Below are 25,257 nucleotides of genomic sequence, written 5' to 3'. Positions count from 1 at the left end.
CCTGCCTCGCCTCGATCGCGCTACTAGGGACAGGATGTCACGTGAGCAATCCATACAAGCCCACCGATGCCAGCCAAGCCAGCCACGCAGCAGACGCGCTGAAAACTCTGCCATCGCTTGAAGACACACAAACGCAAGTGGAGTCTGCGATCGTAAAGCTGGGCCAGCAGATCACCGCCATCGCTCCGTCTGTGACATGGGAATGGCGACGCACAGACAGCAAAGGCGGCTGCAATCCACCCTACGAGCAATCCGACGGCCAACTGATACTGCTACGAAACTACGTATCCGACAACCCAATTCCCGAACGGAACTGGAAGCAGGCCGTCGACCTGGCGCAACAAGCCGCCTCTTCGTTGGGCGCAACCGAGCTCACCGTATTCAAAGACCATCCCAACAATCACGACCTACAATTCACCAGCGACACCGGGACAACGCTGCGCTTTGGATCCCAAGCCGCAGCACTGATCACCGGCAACACCGGGTGCAGACTGCCAAGCAAATACAAGTAGCGGCCCCACTATCGTCGGAGTGCGCATGCTGCTCACCAAGTGGGTCGGGGAACTCATTGCACGCTCTGTCACTGACCGGCCTCGATAGCTGCCACTTTTACTGCTGCGTCTTCTCCGCAGAGGCGTTGCAGGTCGACAGGTCCTGCGGTAAGCAGAGCGTCGATACGTGTATGCAGATCCCCGGATACGAGATGAGCGTAGAGGTTGGCGCCGGGGCAGGCGGTGTCGGCGAAGTCTCGATGCCCGCCGAGGGTGCCGCTGGCCAGGTGGAACTGTTGCGCAGCCCACGCGAATGCTGTTGCAGCACCGTTAAGTTGAGCTTCAGAGACGGATTCCTGGTCGAAGTCACCCTCGCAGAGAACCAGGAAATGCCCAGCTGGGTCGTAGTTGGTTGCGGTATCGCCAGCGAGTTCCGGGCTGCGCAATTCGTAGATGTTGCCGTTGCGGTCAACGCCGACGTGGTAGGCGATGTCGATCCATCCGCGGTCGTTCTGGTGGAAGCGTTGGTGCTGACGTAGTCGGCTGGGGGCATTGCGATTGTCGCCGAGGACAACGGCGGTGTGGTGCAGCGTCATTCGCGTAATGGTGTGCGGACGGCCACCGGTCTTGGCCGGTGCCGCGCCCCAGGCTTGACGGCAGATCTCCACCATCGGCTTTCTGCTGGCCATAGTGGCGGTGGGTGGGCCAGGTTCCAGTGGTAGCGGACTGACCGCGATCGGTTCCGGAGGTAGGGCCGGCGTCGTGTGTGTCGGCGATGCTGCGGGCGTCGAAGTCGATTCGGTGTTGCCGGCGCAAGCACCGAGTGTTGCGGCCAACCCGAGGCTGCCACTGAGCTGGAGCATCCGCCGCCGACTCAGAGCGTCAAGTCGCGGCCCGTATCCCCGACTGGGCTGCATCTCCATCGTCGTCACGATACGCAGCAACTCAGCACGCCAGGGGGCGGTTGGCAAAAGCGGCCGGCATCCGGCACTGAGGGAATCACGCACGATGATGGGCCGTAAAAGGCCTGATCAACTCGGTGCGGTTGGGTAATATGCGCCCATGTCGATTGCCGAAGGGCAGGTGTTCGCCGGCTACCGCATTCTGCGATTGCTGGGAACCGGGGGAATGGGCGAAGTCTATCTCGTGCAACACCCACGGCTGCCCCGTCAGGAGGCGCTGAAAATTCTGCCTTCGGCAGTCAGCGCGGACCCGCAGTTTCGTGCTCGGTTCGCTCGCGAGGCCGATATCGCCGCGACGTTATGGCATCCGCACATCGTGGCCGTCCACGACCGCGGTGAGGACGACGGCCAACTGTGGATCACGATGGACTACGTCGACGGTGAAGACGCCGCCCAGCTTCTGCGGAACCGCTACCCGCACGGCATGCCACCCATCCAGGTGTTCGAAATCGTGTCAGCGATCGCCGAGGCGCTCGACTACGCCCACGAACGGTACCTGCTGCATCGCGACGTCAAACCCGCCAACATTCTGCTCACCGACAAGCGCCAAGAAGATCGACGAATCCTGTTGGCCGACTTCGGCATTGCCCGTGACACCTTCGATAGTGGCGGATTGACCGCCACGAATGTGACGGTGGGCTCGGTCGCCTACGCTGCCCCCGAACAACTCACCGGTCAGCCGCTGGACGGCCACGCAGACCAATACGCCTTGGCTGCGACAGCGTTTCACCTTCTGACCGGCACCCCGCCGTTCTCCAACTCGAACCCTGCAGTGGTGATCGGCAATCATCTGTCCTCACCACCTCCGCGGTTGGCCTCCATTCGTGCCGACCTCGGTGATATCGACGACGTGCTCGGCAAAGCGATGGCGAAAGAACCACACCAACGGTTCGATACCTGCCGGGCTTTCGCCGCTGCGCTCACCCAGCGAGGGGCCCGTGTCGCTGGCTCTGGCGATGCCACCCAGCTCGGTGTCCCGGCATCGGCCGCTCCTACTATGTATGCGTTCGCGGCTTCTGCGGCTCCCGAACCAGTTGTGCGTCAGGAGCGTTCATCGCGGCGATGGCCGCTGATTGTGGCAGCCGTCGCTGCCGGATTGCTGGCCGTCGGCCTGGTCGCCTTCCTCGGTGCCCGACTGGGCCAGCCATCTCCGCCCGCCGCACAACCTCAACCGACGGCCTCACCGTGGCCGGAATCCATCGGCACTCCGGTCCGGCCGCCGACTACCACCTCGACAGCGCCGCGAGATCCCCCGACTCAGTCGAACGCGGCGCCGCCGCCGCCACAGGCCGCCCCTCCTCGGTCAACCACGCCCTCGGGCGATCTGGGGCTGCGCCAACCGATAAGCCGTCCGGCCTGCAACGGCCAATACATCGTCGTTTTGGGCTCGGTTACAACTCCAGGACTGTATGAGGCCGGAGTGCAGAAACTTTTGGACGCCCACCCGGGCGCTTTCTACCTGCGCACCGACCAAACCTGTCCGTCATTGCGTGCCGAGACAGAAGAAGGAAACCCGATATACGCGGTGTTCGTGCCAGGCGGAACTACTCAAGGCCAGATGTGCGCCAAGATGCGAGCCTACGGTGGTGACGCTTATGGAAAAGTGCTGGATTACGTCACCGACCCCGGAATTCCTTTCCGCTGCTGAATCGCAATTGGTTCAGGACGATTGGGCGCCGCGGATTGCTTCCAGCAGCGCTGGCCGTAGCGTGTCCCAGACTTGAAGAGGGGCAGAGCCTCGGAGTGCTTCGATGGTCACGGGCGATACCGCGGTCGCGACCCACATACGAGCCCAGCGACCCAGGTGTCGGGGCGAACGCACCTGGACTCTTCGATGTCCGACCGTCGATTCATCGGGTCCGGCTGACCGGCAGCCTGACGGCTTCCGTCCGACGCGGGTTCCCGTCACCCCGCGGCGATACGCTCGTATCAGGACAAGCGAGGGAGAGCCGATGTCGATTCTCAACGAAACTCAGCGGCGGATCCTGACGTTCATCCAGGCCGCGAATCATGGGGGCTATTCACCGACGCCCGAGGAAGTAATCGAGTGGGTGGAGCGGCCGGACCCCCTCCCGGGGAAGGTGACGCGACGCGTTGTGAAGACGCCGGGGGTCAGGATGCCCGACCTTGGTTCAGCCTTGGCGGCGGGCGCCTACTTCGACAAGATCAACCGGGATCTCGCGAAGTCGATGGATGTCTTCAACCGTCAGATGACGCAGTCTTTCAAACCGGTAATGCCTCATCTCGCGGCTCTGTCGGGAATCTGGGAAAGCGAACGGGTAGTTGAGGAGCGGGCACCCGACGAGGCGGCGATTGAGCAATTGAAGCGACTGCACTGGATTGAAGCGTCAGCGACTGGAGCGGGCTTGGTCCTGACAGGATTGGGCCGAGCTCTCCTGCGTCAGGACACAGATCAAGCCACCGACGCAGAAGTAACGGTGCTCGACGGTGATGACCCGCTGGCGTGGGGCAGCCTGGTCGGGACCATTGCCGACGTCGGGCCCTGCCTGATTGTTGACCCCTACCTCAAGCCCGAGCAGTTCCTGGACGTAGCGAGCTTCACCGGCGCGACACGTGTGATCCTGAGGCAACCGAAGAAACCGAGCGAAAAAGTAGCGTGGCAGGTTTACCAGACGCTGCCCACAGTGGAAATCAGTATCAGATTCGCTGATCCCCGACTACTGCATGATCGCTATATCGTCGGCGAGAACCGCGTCTATCAGCTCGGATGTTCGCTCAATGGCGTTGGACGTAAACCGACTACGTTGGTGCCGGTCAATGGGGAGCCCGCTGATCGGATCCGCGAGATCGTCGAACAGTGGTGGGAAACCGCCGACCCCGTCGGCGATCCACCCGTCGACGAAGACGCCGGGCCAGAACTGGACGCCACGGGTGCGGGCGATGACTCCTCGGAGGGTGAGTAGGGACGACTACGACCGGATTTCTTTGTGGAAGAACGCCTCTGAGCGAAACGTTGCGACTTGCGCGACTGATCCAGCCCCATCACGTGACGCGCCAGCACGGTTGAGCCCGTGGCGCCTCGCGGAAAATCGATCGGGCTGACTGGTGCTGTCATCGGGTCCTCCCGAGAAGATGACACGAACATGAGACGAAACCTGGATGGCACGACTTGAGATAACTCGTGTTACCGCCGGTCCGGGGAGTTCCTGAGTGCCGCGCGAAATGAGAACCTACATCACTGCTGTTGACGTCAGCGGACTATCTTTCATGCCCCACCGGTTTATACGTCGGCCTGCCGCTTTGGCACCATGGGCAGCCCGCGTGAAACTCTGGGTGCTGCAGCCGGTGTTGTTGGTCGGCGATGGCGTCGAAGGCGCTGCGCATTGTGGTTGCCTTCTGCAGAATGCGTGCGTCCACAGTTCGTGGTGCGAACATTCTCACTCTCGACCCGATTTTCTGTAACGGCGGCGAGAGATCAATCTCGCGTCTTCGTTCAACGATGGCCTCGACGCATCGCATTGCGACTTCACTGGCCGGTCGTCGAGCAATGTCGTTGTGGCGGTGCACCGATAGATCGACCTTGTATTCCTGCCCATCGGGGCCGAACACTGTCCGCCCGGCTCCGTCGTCGCTGTACATGTCGCCGGGATTGATGGTGAGAACGTCGACGGCGTGTGCTGCAAGCTCTAGCCTCAAGGCCTCGAAGAAGCCGTTCATGGCGTGCTTGCTTGTGGTGTAACCCAGATAGCCGGCCATGGGCAAGTGCCCCGCGCCTGAGGTGACGTAGGCGATCAGACCTTTGCGCTCGATCAATTCTGGCAGAGCGTAGAAAGTTGGTGCGACCGCGCCGAAGAGGTTGATTTCCAATGCGTTTCGCAGTGGTTCCAATGTGCGCAGTTCGCTGAGCGACCCGTAGGTGGCAAACCCGGCGTTCAAGACCAAGCTGTCGATTCGGCCAAACTTGTCGAGAGTTTCGGTGATCAGATCGCGGCAGTTGTCTTCATTGGTGAGGTCAGTTGGGAAGGTCTTTGCTGAACCTCCTGCCGCCACGATGCTCGCCTTTATAGCGGCGAGACGTTCGTCGTTGCGCGCTGTCAGCATGACACTGGCGCCTTCAGCGGCGAGTTGCAGGGCAAGGTGCTGCCCGAGTCCTTGGGAGGCGCCAGTAACGACGACGACCTTCTCGTGCAACGGCATGCTCAAAACCTCCGGATATATTGACTGATTATCAATCAATCGGTGAGCATATCGGGCGCCTCAAAGGGCGTCAAGGCATACCGCCGGCGACCTCGACTGCGGAGCGGGATGTCAAGTCAGCCGGGACTCTGCCGTTGCTGGTTGTGGAGCTGTGCGTTGAGTCGACCTTCGCGTCCCGCCACCGCACGCCGGACCGTTGTCGCAATTCGCATTAGCGGGCGCCGATTTCGACGTCCGCATCCGGCGCCTCGGCACCGTCGCGCGGGTATTGACGCCGGAGGCGCCCACCTCTAGGTTCATTGATTGATAATCAGTCAAGGAGGCGATGATGCCGAGAATGAACCCGGCCTCGGCCGATGGCACTCACGTTTCGAGTCGCTCCAACGCGGGCGGAACCCGACAGCGAACATGCTTGGGTAGTAGACCCTGGCGCCGCGCGGGTGGTCGCGGGCAAATCGTCATTGCGAACGGCCTCGGCAGGATCGAACGGTGGGAGATTGAGCCGCCGTACAAAGTGGCCGGTGCTGTGATGCTCGTGTGTGCCACCACGGCGCTGGCGTTCATCTGGGCTCAGTTTCGTGGTGACTTGCTCGCTCGGGTGCCTTTAACGGTCATGACGGCCCGCTCGGGTCTGTCGGTGAATCCGGGAGCGAAGGTGACCCTCAACGGCGTGCAAATCGGTCGGGTCGACATGATTGAAGAAGTAGACGGTGAAGGCAGTGCCAAAGCCAGATTGACGTTGGAGGTTGATCCGAAGTATCTCGGGTACCTTCCCCGCAATGTAGCAGTCAACATCAACGCCTCAACTGTATTCGGAGACAAGACGGTTGCTTTCACATTGCCGACGGCTCCGGTTGCAAGCCGGCTGACTAGTCATGACGTGGTCGACGCTACGGCGGTGACCACAGAATTCAATTCGCTGTTCGAGACATTGACGGCGATCCATGAGCAGGTGGACCCGATCAAGCTGAACCAGACGCTCAGTGCCGCCGCTCAAGCACTCGACGGCACCGGCGACGAATTTGGCCAGTCGTTCCTCGACGGAGTCGACATACTCGCCGACGTGAACTCGAGGATGCCTCAGATTCGCCGGGCAATGAGGGGCTGGGCCGATGCGAGTGATGTGTACGCCGGTGCAGCGCCGCACGCGCTCTCGGGACTCGACGCTGCAGTGATCACGACCCGGACTTTGAACGAGCATCAAAGTGCAGTCGACCAAGCATTGATCGCAGCCCTCGGGTTCGGAGATACGGGCAGTCCAATCCTGGAGGAGGGGGGCCCTTTTCTGGTCCAAGGAAGTAGTGATCTCATCGCCACGTCCCAGCTGCTGGATGTACACAGCCCGGCCTTGTATTGCGCAATCCGCAAGTATCACGATGCGGCCCCCGCGGTCGCTGAGATGGTGGGGGGCAACGGATACTCGACAGAAACCCTCACCGAGGTCACGGGGCTCGCCAACCCCTACGTGTATCCCGACAACCTGCCGAGGGTTAATGCCAAAGGTGGCCCCGAAGGGCGACCCGGTTGCTGGCAGGAGATCAATCGCGACATGTGGCCCATGCCGTACTTGGTCATGGATACGGGCGCGTCTATCGCGCCCTACAACCATCTTGAGTTCGGGCACCCGTTTCTGGCCGAATACGTCTGGGGGCGCCAGGTCGGCGAGAACACCATCAACCCGTGACACCACAACAAGTCCGGTAGATGCGGTCACAGATCCGCGATTCTCTGCGCACGGCTGAAATGTGCACAGTGGGCGCGCAGGGGGATGGAGCTGACTGCTTGCGGCTGTCAATGGCGTCGAAACTCTGCAGAGTTGGTCCCTTCAATAGCCAGCGCCATGCGTTCGGCACCTAAGTCATGGCGAAGTGGTCAAAAGTGATATCCCCCAATGCGACTGGCGCTGAGGGTCGCGGCGATCTCCGACAATCAGGCGTGAATCACCGCGCAGCGATTGTCGGGTGGCCCAATAGGCCGGACGTCGATCGATCGTGCCCTCGTCGCCCGACGATAGCTTCGCCTGCAGTCGGAGTTGCTTCGCGCTCATCGACTCGTCTGGGTCGGCGGTATCGGTACGGCACAGAATCGATTCTCGGAACCGCTCAGCCCCAACGTCTTTGCGGGCTTCCCGCAGCACTGCACGCGATGAAACAGCTATTGACTGATTATCAATCAATATGGAAGGGTGGAACGGTCGGAAACGTCCGGCCATGACCGAGAGTGGAGATTCGATGTGACCGTGCAGTATGAGTGGCCGATTTGCGGTAGCCATCACGATCTAGCTCGCATTGAGGAAGTTCCTCTCGCTGCGCGTGCGTTACCGGAGTCCACCTACGCTGTTGTGGCTGCTGCGGAGGCGCGGTGGCCGGAGCGAATCGCCATGCACCTCTTGGGTTCGGGTACACAATGGGACAAGGCGGACTCGTGGACGTACGCCCGGTTGGCGCAAGCTGTGCGTGGATGTGCGAATTTGTTTCACGCGCAAGGCGTGTCCCGCACTTCGGCGGTCACTCTGATGTCGGCCAATACCGGTCTGGTGCTCGCGGCGACATTCGGTGCCCAAGCGGCGGGGATCGCTGCCCCGGTCAACCCGTCCCTCGCTGCCGAGCGTCTGGTGGCACTAGCACGTCTAGCGGACTCCCGTGTGATCGTGGCGGCGGGGCCCGAGCTTGATCCGGACACCTGGGCCAAGGCGCGACACGTGGCCTCCTCTGTTGGTATCAAGGCCCTGTACGCGGTCCGGCCCGAGGGTGCTCTCGGCAGCGGCCCTGACCTGCAGCCGTTAACCGGAACGACCGTCGATTACCTCGACACTGCGCTAGCGGGGCAGCCCGAGGATGCTCTCGAGTGCTCGGAACCTGCCGCCGACGACATCGCCAGCTACTTTCACACTGGCGGTACTACTGGGACACCGAAGCTGGCGGCACATACACACCACAACGAAGTAGCAATGGCGTGGTCGCTGGCACTACTGTCGACACTGCCCGAATCGTCAACGGTGCTCGCCGGCCTGCCACTGTTCCACGTCAACGCCGTTTTGGTGACAGGCCTGTCGCCGTTGCTGCGCGGCTACCCTGTGGTTTGGATTGGACCCGCAGGCTTTCGTGATCTCACCGTGTATCAACACTTCTGGAAGATCGTTGAGCGATACCAGGTGGCCGCGATGTCAGCGGTACCAACGGTATACGCGGTGCTCGCCGAGATCCCACTGAACGCCGACATCAGCTCAATGTTGATCGCGGCCGTCGGCGCCGCGCCGTTGCCCGAAGCGGTGCGCGCCAGCTTTCGGGCCCGCACGGGAATCGAACTCAGCGAGGGCTACGGCCTTACAGAAGGCACATGTGTCAGTGCCGCTTCACAGTTCGAGATCGCCCGGCGCGGCTCAGTCGGCTTGCGCCTTCCCTACCAGCACATCGTCGCAGTAGAGCGTGACGGTCAAGGGAATTGGATTGAACTGCCTGCCGGCAGGAGTGGGCAACTGAAGATATATGGCCCCAACGTGTTTCCCGGTTATGTCAGCGACGGTGGAGAGTTGACCGGTGGCGATGCACTGCACGAAGGTGGGTTGCTGACCGGTGACCTCGGCTACGTCGATCCAGACGGCTATGTGTTCCTTATCGGCCGAGCCAAAGACGTGATCATCCGGGGGGGCCACAACATCGATCCAACGGTGATCGAGGACGCACTGCGTGAGCACCCCGCTGTCGCCGATGTCGCAGCTGTTGGCCGACCCGACACATACGCCGGCGAGGTGCCGGTCGCCTATGTGGTGGCCAACGAACCGGTCAGCGAGGCCGAACTACTGCGGTGGGCGCAGCAGGCCATCACCGAACCCGCTGCGGTGGTCAAAGCGGTGTACATCGTCGATGCCATACCTCTTACGCAGATAGGAAAGCCTTTTAAGCCTGCTCTGCGCGCAGACGCCGCCCGCTGCGCAGTTGCCGAGAATTTGGCTGAGGCGGGCTGCGACAGTGGCCATCTCGATATCGAATCCGATTACAGCGATGACGGCCAACTCGTGGTCCGCGTGAAAGGAGTGAACACCGACGACCTAGTGGCCGCCCGCAAAAGTCTCAACCTCCTTCCTCTGACGATCCATCTGCCCGACTAGAAAACATCTGGTACACCCAGCGCAACTTCTGAACACGAAGGAGTAAAGATGGCCACAGCGACGACCAGTGCGGTACGACTTCCACCAGGTCCGCGTCTCCCCAAACTCGTTCAGCTGGCAGTGTTCCTGGCAGCGCGCGATCGTGCGATCGCCGCCGTCCAGCGCCGCTACGGAACATCGGTGACCGTGAGACTGCCCGGCTTCGACAACTTGGTCGTGGTGAGCGACCCAGCGCTGGTCAAAGAGGTGTTCGTTAGTGGTGGCGATCTTCTGGGCGAAGGGGCCAACCTCGGCCAAGTGCTGGGACCGGGGTCGACGTTCAGCCTTGACGGCGACGCCCATCTTCAGCGACGCAAACTTCTGGTGCCACCGTTTCACGGTCGCCGAATCCGCGCCTACGAACGAATCGTCGAAGAAGAAGTTCTACGCGAATGCGCCGACTGGCCTGACGGAACCGAGTTCGCCACGTTGCCGTCCATGATGCGGATCACCCTCAACGCGATCCTACGGGCAGTATTCGGCGCCGAAGGCGAGGACTTCGACGAGTTACGGCAGCTTCTGCCTGCTGCCGTACTCTTCGGCTCCCGAATGACGACGTTGCCCGCAGCGATCCGCCGCGACTACGGTCCCTGGAGCTTGGGTGGGCGGCTTGCCGACTACAGATGCCGTTACGACGCGGCGGTGCAACGCCTCATCCGCAATGCTCTTGCCGATCCCGCGCTGGATACCCGAGCCGACATCCTCGCACTGCTGTTGCGTGCTCGCTACGAAGACGGCACGAGGATCAGCGACGAGCACCTGGCCGATGAACTACTCACATTGCTCACCGCAGGCCACGAAACGACCGCAACCACCTTGGCTTGGGCGATCGAGCGTTTGCGTCGACACCCGACGCTGCTGGACCAGCTGGCCGATGACCTCGATGCAGGAAACTCCGAGATGTGCCAAGCCACCATCTGGGAAGTGCAACGCACGCGACCGGTCATCCAAGCCGCAGTCCGCAGCGTCAAAACACGACTTCAGCTAGGGGAGTGGGTCATACCAGAAGGCAGCGCAATCGCTGTGGCCATCGGCATGGCGCATACATCGGAGAACAACTTCGCTTGGGCCAACTCATTCGACCCAACACGATTCCTTCACGAACGTCCCAACACGCACGCTTGGATCCCCTTCGGAGGCGGCGTCCGGCGTTGTGTTGGTGCGGCGTTCGCGAATATGGAGATGAACGTAGTGCTTCGGACGTTGTTTCGAGAATTCACACTCGTTCCCACATCGGCACCGGACGAACGTAAACAATCGCGCGGCGTTGCCGTGGCACCAGGACACGGCGGTCTGGCTGTCGTCTACCGCAAACGATCTGCGACCGTCGCGGTCACCTCGCCCGATCATTCGGTGGCGCACTTGGCGCCGTTGCGTTCACCAGATTTCGGAGTGTCGTGACGGTCTAATTGATCGTCGCTGCAGGGTGCGGCTCGGTGCGCGTCGCAGTGTTGCCTGCCCCTTTCCGCTGCCTGTAGCCGACGGTTGACTCCCGCGCATAGGCAGCAACATCCGCGGTTCACGTCATCGATCGACGTCGCCATCACCACAGGAACGAAGTGGGATACCGACGACTCAAGGGAACGAATTCGCAACCGTCGTTGTGCAGAACAGGTGTAATCACGGAGTATTGAACGATGCCCAAAATCATCGGGGGCTGCTCGTCACGATTGAACGTCCCGTGTAGGCGTTCTCGAGCGGTGGAAGCCAATAGGCTGCCTGTTGGTTGGCTGCCGGTCATTGCTTCGTCGCTCGACCAGCAGTCTCGCCTCGCTCCTGCAGACGCGACGTAATGCGAATTTCGGACGAATCGGTATCTCCTCCGCAGCGTCCAAAGTCCAGCCTGTGACCGCACCAGTGCGGCGGCGGATATTCGCTATGGATATCCCACGGGGATCCAATGCTTGGCTGACGGATGTAGCGCAGTCGCGGATGCTGAGCGCTCATAGGCTTCCGAGACGTCATTTGATGACATCAGTGATGCCGCTGAGGAAAGATGCTGCGACATCGAAGGCCGAACCGGCCAGAATCTGCTGACCCAACGTGATGACAAGCAGCGCCGCGGGCACCACCGCAGCGACTGTTTCGCCGTAGGTGTGCAGGGCATACACCTTCTGCAGATCGCGCCAGCCTCCTCGGGCTTTCGTTATGGTCGCGTAGTCCATGACGATCGCCAGCACGATGATGAATAGTGCGAACTGTGCACTGCGGTAGATGAATTCGTTGAGCATGTCGATGCCGAATGCATGCGCGACCGCGAACGGCACCGCAGCGCTGAGCACCCACAGCCCGGCGAACTCCAAGGCTTTGAATGGGCCGATGCGGCCAAGTAGCTTCGGATAGAAGTAGCCGAACACAAAGCCGGCGACGATCCAGCGCGCCGCCTCAGTGAGCAGCCCGGTCAAGATGATCAGAGCGCCCCAGCCGAAGGTCAGATTAGCGCCGAGCGCACCGAGCGCGTTCCATAAGAAATAGGCGACGGGGACCACTGCGATGTAGCCCGCGCGAGTCGCGGCGAACGATGCGGTAGCTAATTGGCCGTCGCAGGGTCCCAGTGCAACGAGCTGGCGTCCGGCGTCGATCGTCGGTGACACGGCGTCCTCGTCGACGCGCGGTGCGTCAGTGTTTGCCTTGCGATTTCGGCGGATCCTTTCGTGCTCGGCCGCCTCGGCACGCACGGCCGCCAGCAGCGCTTGACGACTCTCGGTGACGGGGGAGGCTGTGCGCGTCGCGAACCGACGCTGCCCGAGCCACAACACCAGCCACTGAAGAAGCCACAACGGTATCGCGATTACCACGACGAGTAATCCCGCGTCCGACCACGGCGCGGCGAGACTTAACATCAAGGCGCAGGCGCCGATAGGCAGAGACCATTTAGCCGGTGTGAAACGGCGCGCAGGCAGCAGATAGACGGCGAGGACGGAAACCACAATTAGCGGCACGAGCTGAATGAAGGCGTGCGCGGCAGCTTGGCCTGAGGTCGACAGCTCGTGTGCGATATCGGCCGGGAGCGGCGTGGTGTCGTTCTTGTCGCCGAGTGCGGATCCGACCGGAAACGTCAATACCGCGCATGCCGCTAGTACGGCCGCGGCGGTTAGTGTGTTGCGGAACTGGTAGTCGGTGGTGCGGTTGTCGTCGCGGACGTCGAAGACGTGCATCACCTGTCCGAATATTTGTGTCACCGCGGTGACGGTGAGGGCGAGCAGCGCGACGGCCAGCACGACAAAGGTTGGTGTCGCGCTTTGAGGACCGTCGGGGACTATCCACAAGACGAGTGCCGCAGCGAGACCTGTGAGCAAAAGGAACGTCGCGAGTAGCTGAGTCCGGATCCGGGCGATGCCGACCGTAATGAAAAACCACCCGAGCAAGACGAACGGCGCGTAGTCGATGAGGTAGGTAGAGGGTGACTGATCGAGACGCAGCCATAGACCACCGAGCGTGACCGTTCCCACAGCGATCGCGATGAGCTTCAGGATGGTTTTGGGGTCGCGCACCGCGCAGGCGCCCATGATTAGCGCAGTGACGGCTGAAGCGCCGAAGGCGAGGTAGTTGAGGTTGAGTCCGAACGTGTAGCGGTCACTACTGGTGACCTCGAATCGACTGGCCGCATTCGACTGCAGGTAGGTGGTGGCAGCCGCCGTCAGTGGTGTGTCCATCGAGACGCTGACTGGCGGAGCGGGACCTGAAAATATCCATGAATAGTCGGCGTGCCCACCGGATTGGTCGGTTCGTTGTGGGAACGGTGCCGCTATCGGTTGCGTCTTGAGTGATTTTGGGTTGTTGATGCGGATATTGATGGTTGTGTCGGCGTCGTCACGGCAGACCAGACCACGGCTTTCGAGTTCTTCCTTGGGCGGTCGGCACAGATCGATTCGTATCCTCGACGTGCTCATCCCCAGCGCGGCAGTGACTGGTGGCTCATCGGCATACCGTGAAGGTGACCGGTCGACGGTGATGTGATCGCTGAGGTCAAATCGCGCCGTCAGCTGCCCCTTCGACCATTCTATGTAGGTCAGAGTGGCAAACCGGGGCAGGAAGCATTCGCTGAAGTGGAATGCACCGCCCATGAGATCGAGCCGGTCCCAGTTCGGCTCGGGAGGATTCACACCGGTCATCTGCACCCGCAGTGTCGGGTGAATGTCGAGCTTCTTGTCTCTCTCAGCGACGTCGACATGTATTTGCGATGTGACGTGCTGAGCCGATGGGCACGGACCGTCGCTCGTGAATGTGCCGATGGTTGCACCGGATCGGTAACCGAGTGCCAGGCCACCGAGAATGCCGATGACCGCTGGGACCAGAAGTAGCCACACGCGCGCACTCTTCATGAACGGCCTCCCTAAAGTGCTGTGAACGCTCGCGTGACTTGGACATTGCTACTGGCAGATGTTAAATCTCCACTGCATTGCTCGTCGCCCTCTTCAGGCATCTGTATGACTCGGTGCCGGCGGTATCGCGAGCAACTACACACACCACGGATGTGCGCAGAAAGTAGCCGCGATCGTGAGGCAGGCCCGGGGCGCCGACGCGCATGCAGTCCGGACAGGCACTCTATCGTGGCGGGTCATTGAAGTTGTTACCCCTCCGTTGGGTCTGCAGCAAATCGATACTCAAATCCGCGTTCGACGTTGCCCCAATATATTTGGTGCGTAGTACCAACCTCGTGGTCCGCCGAATCGCCGGCACCACCTCCAGTGATGGGCGACCGAATGGCGTGGAGATTATCCATGGCTACGGGTCGGCGAAGCTCCCGGACGGCGATCGCGGACCAACACGCGGGGCGTGCTGCTGGTGCTCAACCGGGCGTCACCATGGCTTAGAGATATGGGCGACCACACAGAAGGGCAGGCAGACAGGAGCAGGATGAGCAGCAATCCGGTCGCGTTGTGTCACTTGTGAATACTCGCAACCGATTGGCCGTACGAACCGCTAATCTCGTTCCGAGTAGCTATGATTCGGCTACCGAACGTGAAGGGGTGCGAATGGCCGATCCGCAGACTGCAGAGGGATCAAGTGATCCGTCACCACAGACGGCGACGCAATCCGAACCGTCCATGGAGGGGACCTGGGAACGACCCGCGTGGGTGCAAAGCGATGGCACCTTCAATCAGCGGCCGAGTGGGGAGTCGCGACGCGGGCGGTGAGTGACGACCCAAAGGCGCATGCTGGGTACGAGGCGATCTCTGCCTACATCGCGGATCGTAAGAAAACGGAATTTGAATCACGGAAGCGCGTCGAGGATCGTGGTTCTGCGATCGTCACGACGAGTTCCGGATTACTCACGCTGATCTTTATTTTGACGGTGGTCATTACGGGGAAAGGCAATGATGCGGAGAAGTTCACGAACGCCAGTGCATCCGTCGCGCTAGTAGCATCTTTGGGCGCGTTCGTCATCGCAGCTGCTCTCGGAATTTTTGTTCAGAACTCAGCATGGCGATACAGTGCTGCAACGAACGAGACGCTTCGTCATCTTGTGCGGCAAAACCCGGTATGGAACGGCGATTATCGGACGGCGGCCAGAATATGCGCCGATCTGGATATCGAATCGATCGAATCGCTTCGTCAAGGCACTCAGATCAAAGCAGTAATTGCCACGATCGCGTTGACGATTCAAGGTCTCGCGGTCACCCTAATCGTGATCGCATTGGCAATCGAATTGGTTGCCCGCGGATGGTTCTAGACGATCGGATATGCGCTCGTGTTCTGGCGGCGAGTCCCCACCGTTGGTCGTTTTTTTGCGATCTGGTTGAGCGTGTAGTTTCCAGCCCAACCAGATCGGCGTAGACCTGTTAGATGTGTCGTGTCTTGCTAGTGATGTTGTCGCGGACGTGGAATGCGTTGAGCGCCTCGATGATTGACGGATCAAGGTCGATCGACGCATCAAGAGCTTGGGCGGCCTGCAGCGTCGAGACCAGGCCGGCGGCAGCAAGCTCGACGACAACCTCGCGGTCGAGGTCGCCGGCAATGATCCGGTCGATCATCATCTCGTCGAGGTAGCCGACCCATCCGCGCATTGCGGTTCTCAGGACGGCGGTGATCGGCTCGGTGATGCCGACGGCAAGCAGTATCCGTTGGGCACCCAGCCAGCGCAGTTCGTCGATACTGTTGCGTTGGTCCGGATCGGATCCCAGCTGGCCGCGCGCTAATGCGACGAAGCTCTCTGAATAGCTGTCGATAAACGAGATGTGGCTGCGCAGGGCGTGGCGCAACTGGTCAGCCAGTGAGGAGCCTTCAGGAGCCGGAGTGAGCTGGACTGCGGCAATCTCGTTGGCGATGTCGTTCATCACGGCGAGATACAAGCCTCGCTTGTTTTCGAAGTGATGCGCAATCAAGCCGTACGCCACCCCGGCGGTCTTCGCAATCTCGGTAGTTGTGACCTGCTCGTAGGGGCGCTGAGCAAACAATGTTCTCGCGGTGTCGATCAGCTGTTGTCGCCGGTCAGCGATCTTCCGGGCACGTCTGGCGCACATTCGGTTAGGTTATCCAACCTGTGTCGGGATTGCCGAAAGACGCGCTAACGAGCGGGCGCTGTACGCGACGACCGGGTTTGCCAAGTGTCCCAGACCGTCGATCTCGATGTGCACCACATCGCCGGGGCGGAGGAACCGTCCTTTCGGCCACCCTGTGCCACCGAAAGTGCCGCATGCAACGATATCGCCGGCCTGTAGCACGCAGAATTGGCTGAGGTGGCTGATGATCTCGGCGGGCGAGAGGATCAGGTCACCGATACGTCCTCGTTGAGTCAAGCGGCCGTTGATGTAGGTGCGCAATTCCGCAGAGGCGGTGTCGAACTGATCGGGTGTGGTCAGCCAGGGGCCCAGCGGGCCGTGTGTGGGATAGCTCTTGGCCAGCGCAGAAGCCGTCGGGTTGTCTGTTTGCCAGTCGCGCACCGAAACGTCGTTGGCGATCATGTAGCCGGCGATAGATCGACTGGCCACCGCCGGCGATACGTCATGAATCGTGTCCCCGATGACCACAGCGAGTTCGCCTTCCCAATCGACCTGCTCGCCCCGCAGGGGCAGCACGATGGCATCGGTTGGGCCGACGATTGATGAGGTTGCCTTGGCGAAGAAGAACGGATGTTTGGGCCGCGGGTGGGCTAGCAGATAGCCCGCCCCGATGCGGACCAGTTTGGGTTCTCGAAGCAGCCAGCGTGCGTTGACGTCCTTGCGGTGATCACGTGAGTTCATACCTATAGCAAGGTATTTGGGGGGAGCTGGTATGGGTGCGTGCAGCGTTGCGTCTGCCAGAGCGAGTCGCGGAGCGCGATCACACAGCGGCGCGATTTCAGTCGACCACTCCGGGCTGCGAAGCAGGTCGAGAACCGAGGCAGGACCTCCTTCGGCGGCAGTCAGATCGACGATGTCTTCACCGTCGACCAGGCCGACATGTCGACGTGACGTTGCTGTAGAGAATGTTGCTAAACGCATGTTTTCGTCGCTTTCAGCTAGAGGGTTTTCCAGCGCAAGGTGCGTAGGCCGGCTCGGGGGTTGCGTCCGTCTGGCGGGGCTGATCCGCGCGGTGTGAGTTGTGCCTTCGGTGTGCCTGCGATGACGAGGCGTTCGAGGGTATTGGGATCGAATTCGACTCCTATTGGGTTCTTCTCGAATTCGCCGCCGGCTACCCAGTTCATCAAGTCCCGATTGGACTCAAAGTTGTCGACCTGTAGCTCGACCCGGTTGCCATCGGGGTCTTCGTAATACATGGAAGTGGTGGGACCGTGGTTGATGCACCACACAGGAAAGATCTCGGCATCGGCGAGACGCCGATAGGTGGCAACCAGAGTGTCGAAGCGGTCAAAGGTGAAGGCGACATGGTCAAAGCCCCAGAATTTTCGGTGGATTTTCCAGACGGCGCCGGGGATCCGGAGCGGGCGTGGGACCTTGATCAAGGCAACACGATGGTGCTCTTCGTCGTAGGTGACGAAGCAGATTCGCTTGTCTTTGAACACGACAACCCCGTCGAGCAGCAGCGTGTACCAGTCGGCCATTTCGTCTAACCGGGGTGTCTTGAATACGACGTGCGCTAGTTTGGCCGGCGCACCTGGACGACGACCCTGTTCGAGTTCATCGGGCCCGATTCGGATCGCGGATTGGCGATGGGTCGGGTTCACGGCGCAGAAGCCTTCGACTGGTTCGGGCCGGGGAGTGATTCTCGCTCGAACTGATGAGCCAGGGCGAAGCCACCGATCGCCAATAGGAGGTCACTGAGAATCACGAGGAAGCTCAATGGGCCGCTGCGTTTGCCGCGCAGTGTTGCCAGGGTCCGCGTGCCGGCCATGAGGGTACCGCTGAGTGCGGTGGTTTTAAGGAAGGTCGCGTCGCGGTGGCCCTGCAGGATCCTGATCATGCCGAAGGCGAATCCCGCGTTGACCGTGCCGGTCTCGCGTCGGAACCACGGGTCGGCGCGCAGCCCGAGGGGCTTTTCAAGCGACGTTGGTACAGCCCAGTGTGCGATGAGGGCACCTACCACGTGGGTGATGCCCAACCAGGCGCCGATCCGGATTTGCTTGTCGCTGAGTTGGATGGTTGATGCCATCAGTTTGTTTTCCTGTCGTCGAAGTGGCGCAATTCGAGTGCTCCGCGGGTATTCACTCGTCGCCCACCGATGTGGGCCACCAGCCGACCGAACGCTGGAAGTTCGAGCGGTACAAGCGAATATCGCGGGTAGACGATCCTGTTCTTGCCCCGCTTGAGGCCGCGCACAATCGCCTCTGCGCTGGACTTTGGGCTGACCGGCGGCAGTGTCCTGGGCGGGGTGGTTTTCCAGGGCAACTCGTCAATGTCGCGCAGGGCGGTATCGGTGGCTCCCGGCACGACTTCGACTACTCGTAGCGGCGTTTCGGCCAGTTCTAGTCGCAGTGACCGAGTGGCCTGGGCGAGGGCGGATTTCGAGGATCCGTAGTAGCCAAGCAGGGGAAGTGGTACCGACTGGATCGTCGAGGTGACGTTGACGATGGTGCCCTTGCTGAGCGCCAGCATCGTCGGCACCAGAGCTGCGCTCAGTGCTAGTGGGCTCCACAGGTTGACTTCGTATACCGTGCGGGCGGTGTCGGTATCGCCGATGCGCGACTGGGCTCCGGTCAGGCTGGCTCCGGCGTTGTTGATCACCAGATCGATTTCGTAGCCGAAGTGCTCTAGGGCCTTGGCTGCCAGTGCTGTGGCTGCGCCGGGGACGCTGAGGTCGGTAGGCACGGCGAACGGTCGGGGGTGGCCAGCTGCGGCGATTTCTTCGCTAAGGATGTGAAGCAGATCGGCGCGTCGCGCGGCGATGACCAGTTCAGCGCCTTCGCTTGCCAGTTGTAGGGCCAACTCACGGCCTATCCCGGTGGAGGCTCCGGTCAGCAGGACCCGGGCGCCCGCGAGTTTGATCCGTTGGCGCCTCATCTGGAGATGCCTTGTTGAACAAGGCTGTTGACGGATCCCCGGTGGCGCATGTCGGTTGGCGGTTGTGATTGACGTGCATCGTTCATGGCTCTATCGTTCCAGTTGATTGATAATCAGTCAATAGGAGGACTTGAATGACTGCCGACATGTCGCCACAGCGACAGAACAGCCGGGCGCAGGTAGCGCTAGGGGCCGGCGCACTCGCGATGGCAGCCGGCGCGTTCTTCGGACACCTGCTGGTCCCAGATCGCGTCGCTGATCACTACGGGTGGAATCGGGACCGCTGGTACCAGCGCGAGATCGGGGCGTTCAACGCAGGGCTCGGCTTTGGGGTGCTGGCCTACGCTCGGGGCAGGACTGACGAAGCGTTTCTCGGTTCGTGGGGGATTGCAGCGCTGTTGTTGGCGATTACCCGAGCTGCGGCTATCTGGCGTGGCTCGCGGCGGGGGTTCTGGAACAAGGCCACTGTCGTTGAGGATGCAGTCCTGGGGATCGGCGCACTGGCTCTACTGCAATGCGGCCGGCGCCAGCGATGAGGACGGGTGCCCAAGCCGTCATTGACGCGCTGCTCAATGGTGGAGTTGACGTGTGTTTCGCCAACCCGGGAACATCAGAGATGCATTTCGTTGCCGCACTTGACGAGGCACCCCAGATGAGAGCGATTCTCTGTTTGTTCGAAGGTGTCGCAACAGGAGCGGCAGATGGCTACGCGCGGATTGCCGGCAAGCCCGCGTCCACGCTGCTGCACCTCGGGCCAGGACTGGCCAACGGACTAGCCAATCTGCACAACGCGCGTCGCGCACACAGTCCCATCGTCAACATCGTCGGCGATCATGCGACCTATCATCACGACTGCGACGCCCCGCTGGAATCTGACATCGAGCTGCTCGCTGAGTGGCTGCACAGTCCACTGCACCATCCGCAATCCCCGCACCAAATCGGAGCAGCAGTCGCCGGTGCCATCGCTGACGCCGGCCGCGGACGCGTGGCCACGGTGCTCCTCCCCGCCGATGTTTCCTGGAGTGCCGCATATACCCCGCCGGCATCACCAACACCGGCAGCCAGGTTGGACAACCAGGACGTTGAGTGCCGACCCGAGCCCGAGGAACTCGAGACAGTCCTCCGGGAATTGAAGACGCACGCAGAGTGCGCGACCCTTCTGCTCGGCGGTAGCGCGACTACCCTTAAGGGGCTTGCGGCGGCACAGCGCATTGCAGAGGCATTCGGTACCCGCGTATTGGTGGAGACGTTCCCGGCCCGTGCCGAACATGGGCTCGGGGCGCCGTATTTCGAGCGACTGGGATATCTGCCTGAGCAGGTTCGTCACCAATTTTCCGGCATGACTCATCTAGTGCTCGTCGGCGCTCGAAGGCCCGTCACATTCTTCGCCTACCCGGGCCAGCCGAACGATCTGGTGCCGGCTACGGCGAAGGTGCTGACTCTGTCGCAGCCCGAGGGTCCTGAGTCGGTATGGGCATTGCAGGAACTCGCGAAAACACTCGACAGTGCAGACGTTGTGGTTGCGCCACCGCAATTGCCCGCGGATCCGATCGATCCCGGTCCCTTGACAGCACTGAACTGGGCAGCCGTGATCGCACGTCTGCTACCGACTGCAGCAATAATCTCCGACGAGTCGAATACCAGCGGGTTGGTCCTGCCCATGGAAACGGCACGATCGCCGCGGCATGACGTGCTGACCCTCACCGGCGGTGCAATAGGGCAAGGGCTCCCTGTCGCCATCGGCGCGGCGGTGGCAGCGCCAGACCGACCGGTGATCGCGCTCGAATCCGACGGCAGTGCGCTCTATACGATCACCGCACTGTGGACGATGGCTCGGGAGCAACTCAACATCACCACGATCATCCTCAATAACCGCGCCTACGCGATCCTGCAGCTGGAAATGCACAGGGTGGGCGCCACTCAGTCGGGCTCGAAGTCGCGTCGTCTGCTCGAATTAGACTGTCCAAGCATCGACTTCGTTGCAACTGCTCTAGGGATGGGTGTCCCCGCTTCGCGCGCGAGCACCGTCGAAGAGCTCGCGGAGAAATTCCGGGCCGCCACCAGTGAGCCCGGCCCGCACCTAATCGAGGCTGTGCTGGCACCGATGTAAACGTTGCCGCGATCCAGCTGCGCCACGACCTGCGCGACGGTATCGATAGGGCGTCGTTTCTGAGCGTCATCCGAGGCTGTCAGCAGCTCGAAGCGCGATGAAAAGCGCTATGTCAGAGCCAATCCAATTTTTGTCCCTCCGAAGTCCCTAATCGCCTGAAAGAGAAGTGGTCATGAGTCATTACCGGTCCAATGTGCGCGACCAGAAGTTCATTCTGTTCGAGTTCCTTGGCTTGCAAAAAGTGTTGGGGGAGGGACGATTTAGCGATCTGGACGCAGCAACGGCAGTGCAGATGCTGAACGAGATCGCCCGGCTGTGTGAAGATCGCGTGGCTGAGTCGTTCGCCGACGGTGACCGCAACCCGCCGGTGTTCGATCCCAAGACTCACAGCGTCACGCTGCCCGAGTCGTTCAAGAAGTCGGTGCGCGCGGTCATTGACGGCGGCTGGGACAAAGTTGGCTTCGACGGGGCGTTAGGCGGCGTGCCTGCCCCCAAGGCGCTGCTGTGGGCGCTGCATGAGCACATCCTCGGCGCCAACCCCGCCGTGTGGATGTACGCCGGCGGACCAGGTTTCGCCAGCATCGTCTATAAGCAGGCCACTGAAGAGCAGAAGAAGTGGGCTGTGCTGGCCTCCGAGCGCGGCTGGGGCGCCACCATGGTGCTCACCGAGCCTGACGCCGGTTCCGATGTCGGCGCCGGCCGCACCAAGGCCGTCCAGCAGGAGGATGGCTCCTGGCACATCGACGGCGTGAAGCGCTTCATCACCTCCGCCGACTCCGACGATCTGTTCGAGAACATCTTCCACCTGGTGCTGGCCCGCCCCGAGGGCGCCGGCCCGGGCACCAAGGGCCTGTCGCTGTTCTTCGTACCCAAGTTCCTCTTCGACCACGAGACCGGTGAACTGGGCGAGCGCAACGGCGCCTTCGTCACCAACGTCGAGCACAAGATGGGCCTGAAGGTCTCCACCACCTGTGAGCTGACCTTCGGTCAGCACGGCGTTCCCGCCAAGGGCTGGCTGGTCGGCGAGGTGCACAACGGCATCGCGCAGATGTTCGACGTCATCGAGCAGGCCCGAATGATGGTGGGCACCAAGGCCATCGCAACCCTGTCGACCGGTTACCTGAACGCCCTCGAGTACGCCAAGGAGCGCGTCCAGGGTGCCGACCTGACCCAGATGATGGACAAGACCGCCCCGCGCGTCACCATCACCCATCACCCCGATGTCCGTCGCAGCCTGATGACCCAGAAGTCCTACGCCGAGGGCATGCGCGCGCTGTACATCTACACGGCGACGTTCCAGGATGTCGAGGTTGCCAAGGCGCTGCACGGTGTCGAGGGCGAGTTGGCGCACAAGGTCAACGACCTGCTGCTGCCGATCGTCAAGGGCTGCGGCTCCGAACGGGCCTTCGTCCTGCTGGGCCAGGAGTCGCTGCAGACCTTCGGTGGTTCCGGCTTCCTGCAGGACTACCCGCTCGAGCAGTACGTCCGCGACTCGAAGATCGACTCGCTCTACGAGGGCACCACCGCCATCCAGGCGCAGGACTTCTTCTTCCGCAAGATCGTCCGCGACAAGGGCCAGGCGCTGGCGTTCGTGGCCGGTGAGATCGAGCAGTTCATCAAGAACGAGATCGGCAATGGCCGCCTCAAGACCGAGCGTGAGCTGCTGGCCACCGCGCTGGAGGACGTGCAGGGCATGGCCGCCACCCTCACCGGGTACCTGATGGCCGCCCAGGAGGATGCCGCAAGCATCTACAAGGTGGGTCTGGGTTCGGTCCGCTTCCTGATGTCGGTCGGCGACCTGCTGCTCGGCTGGCTGCTGGCCCGCCAGGCCGCGGTGGCGATCGAGAAGCTCGACGCCGGCGCCGGTCAGTCGCGGGGGGCCGAGGACGCCGCTTACTACCAGGGCAAGATCGCTGCCGCATCGTTCTTCGCCAAGAACATGCTGCCGCTGCTGACCAGCACCCGTCAGGTCATCGAGACCCTCGACAACGAGGTGATGGAACTCGACGAGGCCGCGTTCTAAAAACCACTTTGAGGCTGGAACCGGGTCAGAGGTCGAAACACGCAGCAGCGCAGAACCGTTCGTGATAATCAGGGACTGGACGTGATCGAAAAATCAGATGTCACCGTTATCGGGGCTGGGCCGGTCGGGGCTTCGGCGGCGCTCCTGCTGGCGGCACATGGCCTGGAGTGCACACTGGTGGAGCGGCGGGAAGCGCCGTCGAGACATCCTGCGGCCCACGTGATGTCCACCAGGTCGATGGAAGTGTGGCGTGCGCTCGGACTCGACGAGGAAATTTCCTCGCAGGGAGCACCTATCGAGGATCTGAAGTCGATCGTCTACTGCACGACTATGACCGGCTTGGAACTGGGAAGAGTACAGCTGGCGGATCTGCCCGACGGGCAAATCGAGGCGATTACGGCGCTGAGTCCGACGCATGCGGGCCACATCCCGCAGAATGTCCTTGAGCCGCTGTTGTGGGAACAGGTGAGACGTAGCCCCCGAATTCACTTTCATACTGGATGTGAGTATGTCGAGCACAAGGAGGGCAGCGACGGGATCGAAGTGCTGCTGCGCACCAGCGGTGTAGATCCCAAGCGCATGGTGCAGTCGCAGTATGTCATCGCTGCCGACGGTGCCGGCAGCGCCGTGCGCAGGCGCTCAAACATCACTATGGACGGACCGATCCTGCAGCACGTGATCAGTGTCCATTTCGCCGCCGACCTCGATCGCTTCCGCCGGCACCGTCCTGGTCCGGTCGTGTGGACTCACACAGCGGCTGGAGTGGGGGCATTGATCGTTCACCGCGCACCGGGAGATTTGGTATTTCAGATTCCGTATTTCCCTCCATACCAGTCCATTGCGGACTTTCCGGCGGAGGTATGCCGGGGCCACATTCGTGCTGCGATCGGTGAAGACTCAGCTCTGGTCGACATCAAGTCGATATTGCCGTGGGCAATGACTGCGCAGGTGGCTACCGCGTATCGCAAGGGACGGATTTTCCTGGCCGGCGATGCAGCGCACCGATTCCCGCCAACCGGAGGCCGTGGTCTCAACACCGGAATCGCCGATGTGCACAATCTGGCATGGAAGCTGGCCTGGGTACTGGCTAATCGTGCCGACAACGCACTGCTTGACACTTATGAACTGGACCGCCGCCCGGAGGGGCTAGTCGCCTGCACGGATTCGGTCGCCAACTTCGATGGCGTGTTCGAAGTGCTGGCCGCTGTGGGGGTTCCATCCGCAGCGGCGCGTTCGCTGACCCAAGTGGTTACCGCCGTACCAGATTGGATTCCACACAGTTGGGTGCGTCGGCTGATAGCACTGACGGTAAACCTTGGAATGCAGCCACTACGGCTCGCCGCATGGCAAGGGGTGATCGGCCGCACCATGCGCAAGCGCGCGAGTGTGGCGATTGGTCGACAGGGCCCGCACTATCGCAGTTGGGGTAAGGATCTAGGGGTCGTGTACTCGGTCAGCTCGGATTCGAGCGATCGTCAGACACGTGCAGAAATTGGCGCTGGAGAGTTCTACCTGCCTAAACTGGTTGTGGGAGGGCGATTCCCGCATGCCTGGATCGACCAATCAGCGACGCGGACCTCAACACTGGACGTTGTTGCCACCGATCAACTCACCGTGTTCCTGTCGCGTGCTGGACACAGTCGGTTGTCGCCCACGGTTGGGTCTCTAGGAGTCCGCTCGGTGCGGCTTGGTGCGGGCTTTCCCGACGAATGGTGGACCGAACTTGCAGGGGAACCTGACGCTGTGCTCGTGCGTCCCGATGGCCATATTGTTGCGATCCTGACCGCCGAAGATGATCCGGAATTACTGCATGAAGTCGTGCATCAGAGCCCGGATTCTGAGTTCACCGGTGAACGACGAGTCACAGACTTTGCAGCAACTGCTATTGACGGTGAACTGCGAATGCGGCACCCGACGGCAATACCAGCGACGATGAGCTTGCAGCGATCCTGACCAAGTGGCACAGGACCCAGCAGCTTT

At 61.4% G+C, this 25,257-nt stretch carries 20 protein-coding genes; 11 read left to right on the top strand and 9 right to left on the bottom strand.

What is annotated here, in order from left to right:
* Positions 1 to 41 precede the first annotated feature (41 nt).
* Positions 42 to 512 carry an LppA family lipoprotein gene (locus ACNQVK_RS24950; protein ID WP_418031664.1) on the top strand — a complete coding sequence of 157 codons (471 nt, stop codon included), beginning with the start codon at positions 42 to 44 and terminating at the stop codon, positions 510 to 512.
* A 68-nt stretch (positions 513 to 580) separates the two neighbouring features.
* Here ACNQVK_RS24950 and ACNQVK_RS24945 read toward each other — a convergent pair whose 3' ends face one another.
* Positions 581 to 1,180: a peptidoglycan recognition family protein gene (locus ACNQVK_RS24945; RefSeq protein WP_418031663.1), complete on the bottom strand. Its 600-nt coding sequence runs from the start codon at positions 1,178 to 1,180 to the stop codon at positions 581 to 583.
* A 373-nt stretch (positions 1,181 to 1,553) separates the two neighbouring features.
* Between ACNQVK_RS24945 and ACNQVK_RS24940 the strand changes: the two genes are divergently transcribed.
* The gene (locus ACNQVK_RS24940; RefSeq protein WP_418031662.1) at positions 1,554 to 3,101 is read left to right on the top strand and encodes a serine/threonine-protein kinase; all 1,548 of its coding nucleotides are present in this window, start codon (positions 1,554 to 1,556) and stop codon (positions 3,099 to 3,101) included.
* A gap of 304 nt (positions 3,102 to 3,405) precedes the next feature.
* Complete coding sequence (locus tag ACNQVK_RS24935; protein ID WP_418031661.1) at positions 3,406 to 4,377, top strand: hypothetical protein; 972 nt, start codon at positions 3,406 to 3,408, stop codon at positions 4,375 to 4,377.
* Between the two features lie 295 nt (positions 4,378 to 4,672).
* Here the strand turns inward: ACNQVK_RS24935 and ACNQVK_RS24930 are convergent, their stop codons facing one another.
* On the bottom strand, positions 4,673 to 5,611 hold the full coding sequence (locus ACNQVK_RS24930) for an SDR family NAD(P)-dependent oxidoreductase (protein ID WP_418031660.1): 939 nt from the start codon (positions 5,609 to 5,611) through the stop codon (positions 4,673 to 4,675).
* Between the two features lie 481 nt (positions 5,612 to 6,092).
* On the opposite strand from ACNQVK_RS24930, the gene ACNQVK_RS24925 reads away from it, so the two are divergent.
* Entirely contained in the window at positions 6,093 to 7,295 is a 1,203-nt protein-coding gene (locus ACNQVK_RS24925) for an MCE family protein (RefSeq protein ID WP_418034310.1), read from the top strand.
* 174 nt (positions 7,296 to 7,469) lie between these two features.
* Here ACNQVK_RS24925 and ACNQVK_RS24920 read toward each other — a convergent pair whose 3' ends face one another.
* Complete coding sequence (locus ACNQVK_RS24920) at positions 7,470 to 7,823, bottom strand: hypothetical protein (protein ID WP_418034597.1); 354 nt, start codon at positions 7,821 to 7,823, stop codon at positions 7,470 to 7,472.
* Between ACNQVK_RS24920 and ACNQVK_RS24915 the strand changes: the two genes are divergently transcribed.
* Both ACNQVK_RS24915 and ACNQVK_RS24910 read left to right on the top strand, forming a co-directional pair.
* Positions 7,797 to 9,722, top strand: a complete 1,926-nt coding sequence (locus ACNQVK_RS24915) for an acyl-CoA synthetase (protein WP_418031659.1) — start codon at positions 7,797 to 7,799, stop codon at positions 9,720 to 9,722. The two genes, ACNQVK_RS24920 and ACNQVK_RS24915, sit on opposite strands and share 27 nt — an antisense overlap.
* 48 nt (positions 9,723 to 9,770) lie before the next feature.
* Complete coding sequence (locus tag ACNQVK_RS24910; protein WP_418031658.1) at positions 9,771 to 11,162, top strand: cytochrome P450; 1,392 nt, start codon at positions 9,771 to 9,773, stop codon at positions 11,160 to 11,162.
* Between the two features lie 560 nt (positions 11,163 to 11,722).
* On the opposite strand, the gene ACNQVK_RS24905 is transcribed toward ACNQVK_RS24910, so the two are convergent.
* Positions 11,723 to 14,086, bottom strand: a complete 2,364-nt coding sequence (locus ACNQVK_RS24905) for a DUF6185 family protein (protein ID WP_418031657.1) — start codon at positions 14,084 to 14,086, stop codon at positions 11,723 to 11,725.
* 812 nt (positions 14,087 to 14,898) lie between these two features.
* On the opposite strand from ACNQVK_RS24905, the gene ACNQVK_RS24900 reads away from it, so the two are divergent.
* Positions 14,899 to 15,438, top strand: a complete 540-nt coding sequence (locus ACNQVK_RS24900) for a hypothetical protein (protein WP_418031656.1) — start codon at positions 14,899 to 14,901, stop codon at positions 15,436 to 15,438.
* 109 nt (positions 15,439 to 15,547) lie between these two features.
* On the opposite strand, the gene ACNQVK_RS24895 is transcribed toward ACNQVK_RS24900, so the two are convergent.
* From ACNQVK_RS24895 to ACNQVK_RS24875, 5 genes are all read right to left on the bottom strand, one after another.
* Complete coding sequence (locus ACNQVK_RS24895) at positions 15,548 to 16,228, bottom strand: TetR/AcrR family transcriptional regulator (protein WP_418031655.1); 681 nt, start codon at positions 16,226 to 16,228, stop codon at positions 15,548 to 15,550.
* Positions 16,229 to 16,237: 9 nt separating this feature from the next.
* Positions 16,238 to 16,948, bottom strand: a complete 711-nt coding sequence (locus ACNQVK_RS24890; protein WP_418031654.1) for a fumarylacetoacetate hydrolase family protein — start codon at positions 16,946 to 16,948, stop codon at positions 16,238 to 16,240.
* 257 nt (positions 16,949 to 17,205) lie between these two features.
* Complete coding sequence (locus ACNQVK_RS24885) at positions 17,206 to 17,871, bottom strand: VOC family protein (protein WP_418031653.1); 666 nt, start codon at positions 17,869 to 17,871, stop codon at positions 17,206 to 17,208.
* A complete protein-coding gene (locus tag ACNQVK_RS24880) occupies positions 17,868 to 18,296 on the bottom strand; it encodes a hypothetical protein (protein ID WP_418031652.1) in 429 nt (142 codons plus the stop codon). Before ACNQVK_RS24880 ends, ACNQVK_RS24885 begins: the two co-directional genes overlap by 4 nt.
* Positions 18,296 to 19,144, bottom strand: coding sequence for an SDR family NAD(P)-dependent oxidoreductase (locus ACNQVK_RS24875; RefSeq protein WP_418031651.1), 849 nt, complete (start codon positions 19,142 to 19,144; stop codon positions 18,296 to 18,298). The genes ACNQVK_RS24880 and ACNQVK_RS24875 overlap by 1 nt, the downstream gene beginning before the upstream one ends.
* Positions 19,145 to 19,278: 134 nt before the next feature.
* Here ACNQVK_RS24875 and ACNQVK_RS24870 point away from each other — a divergent pair, with 134 nt between their 5' ends.
* The 4 genes from ACNQVK_RS24870 to ACNQVK_RS24855 all read left to right on the top strand — a co-directional run bounded on the left by ACNQVK_RS24870 (position 19,279) and on the right by ACNQVK_RS24855 (position 25,230).
* Positions 19,279 to 19,680, top strand: a complete 402-nt coding sequence (locus tag ACNQVK_RS24870; protein ID WP_418031650.1) for a hypothetical protein — start codon at positions 19,279 to 19,281, stop codon at positions 19,678 to 19,680.
* Positions 19,677 to 21,254, top strand: a complete 1,578-nt coding sequence (locus tag ACNQVK_RS24865; protein WP_418031649.1) for an acetolactate synthase large subunit — start codon at positions 19,677 to 19,679, stop codon at positions 21,252 to 21,254. Before ACNQVK_RS24870 ends, ACNQVK_RS24865 begins: the two co-directional genes overlap by 4 nt.
* A gap of 172 nt (positions 21,255 to 21,426) precedes the next feature.
* Positions 21,427 to 23,277, top strand: a complete 1,851-nt coding sequence (locus ACNQVK_RS24860; protein WP_418031648.1) for an acyl-CoA dehydrogenase — start codon at positions 21,427 to 21,429, stop codon at positions 23,275 to 23,277.
* Between the two features lie 81 nt (positions 23,278 to 23,358).
* Complete coding sequence (locus ACNQVK_RS24855; protein ID WP_418031647.1) at positions 23,359 to 25,230, top strand: FAD-dependent oxidoreductase; 1,872 nt, start codon at positions 23,359 to 23,361, stop codon at positions 25,228 to 25,230.
* Positions 25,231 to 25,257: the final 27 nt, after the last annotated feature.

Origin of the sequence: Mycobacterium sp. 134 (genome assembly GCF_048282715.1) — a bacterium.
GTDB classification, from domain to species: domain Bacteria; phylum Actinomycetota; class Actinomycetes; order Mycobacteriales; family Mycobacteriaceae; genus Mycobacterium; species Mycobacterium septicum.
Note: the sequence above shows the minus strand (reverse complement) of the source record. Positions and strands in the feature narration are given on the sequence as shown.

Excerpts from the sequence above, each read along its gene's own strand:
- ACNQVK_RS24945 (WP_418031663.1), bottom strand. The coding sequence starts at position 1,180 with ATGGCCAGCAGAAAGCCGATGGTGGAGATCTGCCGTCAAGCCTGGGGC.
- ACNQVK_RS24940 (WP_418031662.1), top strand. The coding sequence starts at position 1,554 with ATGTCGATTGCCGAAGGGCAGGTGTTCGCCGGCTACCGCATTCTGCGA.
- ACNQVK_RS24935 (WP_418031661.1), top strand. The coding sequence starts at position 3,406 with ATGTCGATTCTCAACGAAACTCAGCGGCGGATCCTGACGTTCATCCAG.
- ACNQVK_RS24930 (WP_418031660.1), bottom strand. The coding sequence starts at position 5,611 with ATGCCGTTGCACGAGAAGGTCGTCGTCGTTACTGGCGCCTCCCAAGGA.
- ACNQVK_RS24920 (WP_418034597.1), bottom strand. The coding sequence starts at position 7,823 with ATGGCCGGACGTTTCCGACCGTTCCACCCTTCCATATTGATTGATAAT.
- ACNQVK_RS24910 (WP_418031658.1), top strand. The coding sequence starts at position 9,771 with ATGGCCACAGCGACGACCAGTGCGGTACGACTTCCACCAGGTCCGCGT.
- ACNQVK_RS24905 (WP_418031657.1), bottom strand. The coding sequence starts at position 14,086 with ATGAAGAGTGCGCGCGTGTGGCTACTTCTGGTCCCAGCGGTCATCGGC.
- ACNQVK_RS24895 (WP_418031655.1), bottom strand. The coding sequence starts at position 16,228 with ATGTGCGCCAGACGTGCCCGGAAGATCGCTGACCGGCGACAACAGCTG.
- ACNQVK_RS24890 (WP_418031654.1), bottom strand. The coding sequence starts at position 16,948 with ATGAACTCACGTGATCACCGCAAGGACGTCAACGCACGCTGGCTGCTT.
- ACNQVK_RS24880 (WP_418031652.1), bottom strand. The coding sequence starts at position 18,296 with ATGGCATCAACCATCCAACTCAGCGACAAGCAAATCCGGATCGGCGCC.
- ACNQVK_RS24875 (WP_418031651.1), bottom strand. The coding sequence starts at position 19,144 with ATGAGGCGCCAACGGATCAAACTCGCGGGCGCCCGGGTCCTGCTGACC.
- ACNQVK_RS24870 (WP_418031650.1), top strand. The coding sequence starts at position 19,279 with ATGACTGCCGACATGTCGCCACAGCGACAGAACAGCCGGGCGCAGGTA.
- ACNQVK_RS24865 (WP_418031649.1), top strand. The coding sequence starts at position 19,677 with ATGAGGACGGGTGCCCAAGCCGTCATTGACGCGCTGCTCAATGGTGGA.
- ACNQVK_RS24860 (WP_418031648.1), top strand. The coding sequence starts at position 21,427 with ATGAGTCATTACCGGTCCAATGTGCGCGACCAGAAGTTCATTCTGTTC.